The following is a 7513-nucleotide window of genomic DNA, read 5'->3' as shown; positions in this document are numbered from 1 at the left end:
TAGCCCCCGGCCGTTGTGTGGTTTGTTGAACAAAACATACAGACCGCCCGCCGCCCCGCCCCCCCGCCCCGCCCCCCCGGGTGGGGGGGCGGCGGAACCTCGGTCGGTGATCCCGGGACTGTCTACGCTGTGGCTTCGGGTCCCCGGTTGAGCGGAAACAGGATCGGGCTGAGCAAATACTCCGAACGGCCCGGCGTCGCCGCGTTGTCGAAATGCGGTGCGATCGCGGCGCGCAGTCCGGTGATCAGCTGTGCGAGTTCGTCGGGGTCGAGCCACAGCGAGTGCTGTCGGTAACCGACGAGGTCGTCCACCGGATCGGCGCGGTCGTCGCCGATGTAGGCGTCGAATTCGGCGAGCAGCGTGGCCATCGCGGCGACGAAGATCTGGCGATGGTCCGTCGGGGTCACGGTGGTGCCGTCGATGCTCGCGCGTTCGCGGCGCAGCCGGTAGCGCCGTTCGACCGCCCCGCGCACGCGGCGTTCGTCGACGACCTCGAGCACGCCACCGGACGCCAGCAGATCGACATGGCGATACACCGTCGCCTTCGAGACCTCGGGCAGCATCGCGCTCAGCTGTGCGGTCGTGTGGATCCGCCCGCCCGACATCGCGTGCACGATGCGCAACCGCACCGGGTGCGTCAGTAGCTCCAACGAGTCCATGCCTTCTAGGTTCTCACATATGATACCGTTCGCAAAGATGAGAATAGTGGACGGAGCACCATGACAATCAACGAAACAGAGCGGGCAGGCGCCGATTCGTGGCAGATCCCGGACTATGTGAACCCGGCGGCCTTCACTGACCGCGATGTCACCGTGGGTTCCGGTGGGCTCGCCGTCGCGGGAGTTCTGAGCGTGCCGGTCGGCCGAGGACCGCACCCGGCGGTCGTCCTCCTGGCCGGCGGCGGCGCGTTCGACCGTGATGGAACGATCGGCCCGAACCGGATCTACCGGGACCTCGCGTGGGGACTGGCCTGCCGTGGAATCGCGGTCCTGCGCTTCGACAAGGTCACCCTCACCCATGCCGACACGGTCGCGGCCACGCCGGAGTTCACCCTGTGCGACGAATACCTTCCCCATGCCCTGGCCGCGATCGAAATCCTCGGCGCGGCACCGGATATCGACGCGAAGCGAATCCATCTGGTCGGACACAGCATGGGCGGCAGGATCGCACCGCGAGTGGCCGAAGCCTCCCCCTCGGTCGCCGGGATCGTCACCTTGGCCGGTGACACACAGCCGATGTGGTGGGCCATGGTGCGGGTTCTGCGCCATCTCGCGGAGCTCGATCCGGCTGCGGTCGCGGCGTTCCCGCCGGTCGAGACGGTCATCGGGCAGGCGGAACTGGTGGACAGTCCCGAGCTCTCGCTCGAGACACCGACCGAGGATCTGCCGTTCGGTCAATCCGCCGCGTACTGGCTGGACCTGCGCGCCTACGACCCGGTCGCGGTCGCGGCGTCCCTCGACATCCCGATGCTGATCCTGCAGGGCGAGCGCGACTATCAGGTCACTGTCGACGGTGACCTCGCGCTGTGGCGAGCGGGCCTGGGCGATCGCGCCGACGTCGACATCCGCACCTATCCCGCCGCCGACCACCTGTTCTTTCCTGGCGACACACCGTCGATGCCCACCGACTACGCGCGGCCACAGCACGTCGACGGCCGGGTCGTGGCAGATATCGCGGAGTGGATCATGGCGCACTGACCGCCGGTTCGGCACTCGAGCAGCCCGGCATCGTCCGGGCTAACTTAGAAGAAACCGTGTCTGTTTACGGTTTGTTGTGCGATGCTGGTGCCATGTCCACACAGCGAATCCGGCGAACGCAGGCCGAACGACGGAGTGAGACGCGCCGCGTCGTCCTCGACGCGGCGTTCGACACGTTGGTGGAGTTCGGCTTTCGTGGGACGACGACCAGTGAGGTCGCTCATCGCGCAGGGGTGTCGATGGGCGCACTGCTGCACCATTTTCCCGCCAAATCCGAACTGCTCACCGCGGCGGTCGGCCACGCTTTCGACCGCCGGATCGAGGAGTACCAGGAGTCCATGGCTCGCCGGGACCCCACCGCCGACCCCATCGACAGTGCCCTGGACATGTTGTGGGCGATGTATTCGCGACCCACTTTTCTCGCCTGGAACGAACTGTGGACCGCGGCCCGCACCGATCCCGAGCTGGCTACCACCGTCGCGGCGATGGACCGCCACTTCCTTGCCGCGAGCGAGCATGTCTTCGCCGCGCTGTTCCCCGACATCGAATTCGATCCGAGAACCACGCTGCACCTGGTGTATTCGCTGATGACAGGGCTGGCCGTGGCCGATTCACTGCCCGGTCACCGGCCCTACGACGCCGCGGCGGTACTCGACCTGTTCAAGACGATGGTGCGCGCTCAGCTCACCGACGATCCAGCACCGGCAGACGCCTGAAACGGAGTTCCCATGGCATACGAACCGACCGCCGGAAAACGCCCGCCCCGAGTCCGCCGGATCCGCTTCGACTATCCCAGTGGATCGTTGGATCGCCACTATGTCGACGGTGACCTGGTCTCGAGCCATCTGATCGCCTATCTGTCCGCGACGTTTCCCGAGGGCGAGGAGTTCTTCGTCCGCTCGGTGCGCGCGTTCGCGGACGAGATCACCGATCCGGACCTCATGCGTGAGGTTCGCGGTTTCGTCGGACAGGAAGTGACCCACGGTCGTGAGCATCGCGTGCTCAACGAGCGGCTCGCGCAGATGGGCTACCCGACCCGGTGGGAGGAGCGCACCACGCATCGGATCCTCGCCACCTACGAACGGGTCTTCTCGCCGTTGACGTGCCTGGCGATGACGGTCGCACTGGAACATTTCACCGCGGTGCTCGCCGAAACCCTGCTCACCGACGAACGCGCCCGCCGGCTGCTCGGCTCCACCGAAGTCCGGTCCATGCTGCTGTGGCACGCCGTCGAGGAATCCGAACACCGCGCCGTCGCCTTCGATGTCTATCGCAGTGTCGGTGGTGGCGAACGACGGCGAATCATCGTGATGGGCGCGATCATCGCCCTGTTCGGTGCGGGCATCGCCGTGCACACCGCGGTGTCACTGCTGGGTGACCGCACGGCCTATCACCCGCTCGTGCTCGGAAAGAGTCTGGCGAGGCTTCGGTATTCGCCGTTCGTCGCGCGGTCGGTCCGCCGCCGCGTGCGCGACTACCTCCGGCCGGGATTCCATCCCGACGATGTCGACAACACCGCCGTCCTCGAGCGGTGGACCGCCGAATTGTTCGGCACCGACGGCTCCCTGGCCGACCATCTCCACTGACGCGTAGCGACCTGCGGGTAGCGAATGGTGGTGGTAGGCAGGAAGAATCGCCGGTATGGATTGGACCAATGTGTCAGTCGCCGCGATCACTGTTGTCGGCACGCTCGGTGGCGGAATCGTCACGCAGGTGTTCGCGATTCGCAGCAAGCGGATCGACGCGCAGATGCAGCGTGTCTATCGAACAGAAGAACTGCGCGAGCTCGGTCGCAAAGAGGCGACCGATGAGAAGCGAGCAATCTACGCGGCTCTCAACACCGCGGCTCATTCCCTGCGCGCCGCGGCACGGAGCTACCTCGATGAGAAGCGCGATGGGCGTAGTCCTGACCTCGCCGGACTGCAGGGGGCGTGGGATACCCTGCGCGAGAGCTATTCACGTGCGCAGATGGTGTTGTCGGATCGGGCCATCGACTTCGCGTCCGAGGCGAATCGTAGCCTCGGCATCGGCCATCGAGCGGTGCTCGAAGTGGACGCGAGCGATCCCGCGGCGGTCGCGGCGGTGGACTTCTACGTGAACGACACTTTGGGATTCGCCGTGCGCCTGTTGCGTAGCGGGATTCGAGAGGATCTCGGGCTCGAATCGGCCGCCGATATCGATCTGAACGAACGGCTCGCAACGCTCAAAGAGACGCGGAAGGAGTTCGATCGTCGCGCCCGGACCGACACCCCGCAACCGGATCCGCACGGCTGAGCGCCGGCGCTAGGTGACCGGGGCGCGGCCACCGGACGCGCGGCCCGGCATGGTCGCGGCGGCGATCAGCATGACGACGGCCATGGCCAGCATGGCGACGAACACCAGGTGGATGCCGTGGGCGAGCTCGCTGGGTGCCGGATGGTCGGGGTTGCGGATGCCCGCGTTGACGATGGCGCCGAACACCGCGACGCCCAGTGCGCTGCCGAGGGAGCGGGCGAACATGTTGGCGGAGGTGACGACGCCGCGTTCGTGCCATTGCGCGCTGGCCTGTGCCGCGATGAGGGTGGGGGAGGCGACCAAGCCCATGCCGCTGCCGATCAGGAAGCAGGAGGCCGCGATCTGCCAGGGGCTCGCCTGGGGGCCGACGAGTAGCGTGGTCGCGCAGCCGAGCACGGCGATCGTGCTGCCGATCACGCCGCTGATGCGAAAGCCCCAGCGCAGGTACAGCTTTCCGGACAGGGTCGCGGCGAGCGGCCAGCCGAGGGTGAGCCCACCGACGGTGAGCCCGGCCACCAGCGCGCTGGTCCCGAGCACACCCTGGGCGAACGTCGGCACATACGAGGTCAATCCGAGCACAACGGCGCCGACCAGCAGGGAGACCGTGCTGCTCGCGATCACCACCCGCCGGGTGAAGATCCACAGCGGCAGAATCGGATTCGCCGTCCGCAACTCGACGACTGCGAAAAGTACGAGCACCGCCACGCTGCCCACGAACAAGGTCAGGGAGATCGGCGAGGTCCACTCCCACGCCTGCCCACCCTCGAGCAGGGCCAAGATCAAGGCACCTGCGCCGACGGTGAGCAGGATCGCGCCGAGGTAGTCGATTCGCTGGGTGCTCCGCACCGCCGATTCGGTGAAGTGGCGCACCAACATCCAGCCCGCGACCGCACACAGCGGCAGGTTGATCAGGAAGATCCACCGCCAGCTCAGATGGTCGGCGAACATGCCGCCGAGCAGCGGCCCGAGCACGGCCGAGCTCGCCCACACCCCGGCCAGATAACCCTGGACCTTGGCGCGTTCGGCCAGCGTGTACAGATCACCGGCGATCACCATCGTCATCGGCTGGATCGCACCCGCCCCGATGCCCTGGATCGCCCGAAAGGCGATGAGCGCCACCATGCTCGTGGCCAGCCCGCACAGCAGTGACCCCACCGCGAACGCCACGATCCCGAACAGGATCACCGGCTTGCGCCCCACCATATCGGCGAGCTTGCCGTAGATCGGCACCGTAACAGCCTGCGCGAGAAGGTAGATGGAGAACAACCACGGGAACATCGCGAACCCACCGAGGGTGTCGGTGATGGTGAGGACCGCGGTCGCGATGATGGTCGAGTCGAGCGCGACCAACCCGGTGGAGAGCATGAGCGAGGCGAGAATCGCACCTCGTTCGGAACGCAGGCCGACGGCCGGGCTCACGGTATCGGTCGCCACCGAGGTCCTCTCATTGCTTCGACTAACCACTCGGTTCAAGGTATCGGCCGCACGGTTGTTCCCGCGCGCCCTTTTCCCAGGGTGTGACGCGATCGGCGTCCGGCGCGGTCTCAGTCCTGCGCGAACCTCGCCGCGATGTCGGCCGCGGTGACCTTGGCCAGCTCGACGAAGAACGGCACGCGTTCGTCGATCATCAACGCGGCGGGTCCGCGCAGGCCGAGCGCGAACCGGCAGCGGCCGTGTGGGTCGAGGATCGGCAGGCCGATCGTGCGGAATCCGGGATCGAGTTCGCGGTCGTTGAACGCGTAACCGCGCTCACGCGTGGTGATCAGTTCGGCGCGAAGCTCTTCCGGTCCCGACACCGAACGTTCGGTGCCCTCCTCATAGGGCAGCGATCGCAGTTCGTCGTCACTGGCGTCGGTCCAGGCGAGCAGCGCCTTGCCGAGTGCGCTGGCGTGCAGGGGAAGCCGGACACCCTGCAACTTGTGGCCGTCGCTCTCGCGCCACCGGCTGGTGCCGAGCAACACCGCGTGGATGCCGTGACGGGTGGCCACCGATCCGGTCGCGCCGGTGGTGGCGGCCAACTGTTCGAGGTAGGGCTCGGCGAGATAGATCCGGTGCTGGCGGTAGGCGATCTGGCCGTATTCGGCGAGCGCCCCGCCCATGCGGTAGCGGCTGGATTCGGCGTCCTTCTCCAGGAACCCGGCCTGCACGAGCGCACCGAGCAGGCGGTGTGTGGTGCTGACCGCAAGTCCCTGGGCGCGTGCGACCTCCGAGACCCCACGCTCCTCACCGCCACGGAAGCAGTCGAGTACCGACAGGGCCCTGGTTACGGTCTGCACGCCGGAGGTCTCCACGGAATCGACGGTAACACAGACGTTCGAACAGAAATCGGTCAGCGATTTCACTATGTGGAAAGCAAGAAGGTTCGGATCGCGTTCGAAGGCCATAGAACGAGGAGTCATGCCGTGTCAAGCTTTCCGATCCATGGAAAGGCATACCTCGTCCGGCGCCGTACCCGCTCCTACGCTGCGAAGGCATCAACCCCCAGCCCCGAACAGGAGCCCCGATGTCCCGCAGGCTGCCGGCCTTCTCGCGAATCGCTCTCGCGATCGTCCCCGTCGTTGCCCTCGTCGCGGCGTGTGGCTCCGGCGCGACGCCCGAAAACGGGGCCGACACCCCGTTCGTTCTCAAGGTCACCGATCCCGGCAACAGTGGTCCGCTCGCGGTCGGCAAGCGTGACGGCAGCTTCGACGCGGCGCTGGCCCCACTGGGCGCGAAGATCCAATGGGTCAGCACCACACCGGGTTTCAGTTCCACCTTGAAGCTGTTCAATACCGGCGAACTCGATGTCTCCGGTGCCGCCTTCAGCCCCGTCGTCGGCGCGCTGTCCAAGGACGTCGGCGTGAAGATCGTGGCGGTGGCCGACCCGGCGGGCCAGGATCAGAGCGGCATCGTCGTCAGCCCGGAATCGGGGGTGACGAACGTGGCCGGTCTCGTCGGCAAGCGCATCGCGGTGAACCCCGCCGCCAAAGGCGAGTACATCACGCTCAAGGCCCTGGTTCAGGCGGGCATCCCGGCCGACAAGGTGACCCGGGTTCCCTTGCAGCAGAAGGACGCCGCCTCGGCATTCGCCACCGGCAAGGTCGACGCGTGGGCGTCGTTCCTGGTGCCCTACCAGGAAGCCAAGGCGGCAGGCGCGGTGGAGATCGTCACCGAGAAGCAGATCGGCTCCAAGGACAACTCCGTCGTGGTCTTCCGCACCGAGATCCTCGATCAGCGACCCGATGTCGCGGCGAAGTATCTCGAAGTGCTGCAGGGACTTACCGCGAAGCAGAAGGCGACGCCCGCCGATTTCGAGAACGTCTTCGAGAAGTCCGGCCCGCGCGCGCTGACCGGTGACCGGCTCGCCGACGCGGTGCGCGTGGGTGGTGAGGCGAGGGTGCCCCGGCTGCCGGTCGAGTCCGATGCCGCCGATCTGGCCGATGTGGTGAACACCTTCGCCGACAACGGCGTCATTCCCCGCCGGATCACCGCCGCCGACATCTTCTACGACCTGAAGTCCAAGCTCACCGCGGACCAGCTCGCCGCGTTGAAGGACAAGTGAC

General features: G+C 66.8%; 8 protein-coding genes. 5 read left to right on the top strand and 3 right to left on the bottom strand.

Features of this window, described 5'->3' with window-relative positions:
• Positions 1–122: 122 nt before the first annotated feature.
• Positions 123–659 carry a helix-turn-helix domain-containing protein gene (locus ACFWPX_RS30955; RefSeq protein WP_378931450.1) on the bottom strand — a complete coding sequence of 179 codons (537 nt, stop codon included), beginning with the start codon at positions 657–659 and terminating at the stop codon, positions 123–125.
• A gap of 60 nt (positions 660–719) precedes the next feature.
• On the opposite strand from ACFWPX_RS30955, the gene ACFWPX_RS30950 reads away from it, so the two are divergent.
• From ACFWPX_RS30950 to ACFWPX_RS30935, 4 genes are all read left to right on the top strand, one after another.
• Entirely contained in the window at positions 720–1697 is a 978-nt protein-coding gene (locus tag ACFWPX_RS30950; protein ID WP_378931448.1) for an alpha/beta hydrolase family protein, read from the top strand.
• Between the two features lie 92 nt (positions 1698–1789).
• Positions 1790–2413 carry a TetR/AcrR family transcriptional regulator gene (locus ACFWPX_RS30945; protein ID WP_378931446.1) on the top strand — a complete coding sequence of 208 codons (624 nt, stop codon included), beginning with the start codon at positions 1790–1792 and terminating at the stop codon, positions 2411–2413.
• Between the two features lie 12 nt (positions 2414–2425).
• Positions 2426–3283: a metal-dependent hydrolase gene (locus ACFWPX_RS30940; RefSeq protein WP_378931444.1), complete on the top strand. Its 858-nt coding sequence runs from the start codon at positions 2426–2428 to the stop codon at positions 3281–3283.
• A gap of 55 nt (positions 3284–3338) precedes the next feature.
• Complete coding sequence (locus ACFWPX_RS30935; RefSeq protein WP_378931442.1) at positions 3339–3971, top strand: hypothetical protein; 633 nt, start codon at positions 3339–3341, stop codon at positions 3969–3971.
• A 9-nt stretch (positions 3972–3980) separates the two neighbouring features.
• On the opposite strand, the gene ACFWPX_RS30930 is transcribed toward ACFWPX_RS30935, so the two are convergent.
• Positions 3981–5405: an MDR family MFS transporter gene (locus tag ACFWPX_RS30930; RefSeq protein ID WP_378914443.1), complete on the bottom strand. Its 1425-nt coding sequence runs from the start codon at positions 5403–5405 to the stop codon at positions 3981–3983.
• Positions 5406–5515: 110 nt separating this feature from the next.
• Complete coding sequence (locus ACFWPX_RS30925; RefSeq protein ID WP_378931440.1) at positions 5516–6262, bottom strand: IclR family transcriptional regulator; 747 nt, start codon at positions 6260–6262, stop codon at positions 5516–5518.
• Between the two features lie 212 nt (positions 6263–6474).
• Between ACFWPX_RS30925 and ACFWPX_RS30920 the strand changes: the two genes are divergently transcribed.
• The gene (locus ACFWPX_RS30920; RefSeq protein WP_378931438.1) at positions 6475–7512 is read left to right on the top strand and encodes an NrtA/SsuA/CpmA family ABC transporter substrate-binding protein; all 1038 of its coding nucleotides are present in this window, start codon (positions 6475–6477) and stop codon (positions 7510–7512) included.
• Position 7513: the final 1 nt, after the last annotated feature.

The sequence above is a fragment of the Nocardia sp. NPDC058518 genome, assembly GCF_042719655.1.
In the GTDB taxonomy this organism is placed as follows: Bacteria; Actinomycetota; Actinomycetes; order Mycobacteriales; family Mycobacteriaceae; genus Nocardia.
The sequence above is the reverse complement of the archived record's forward strand: the minus strand, read 5'-3'. Positions and strand labels throughout refer to the sequence as shown.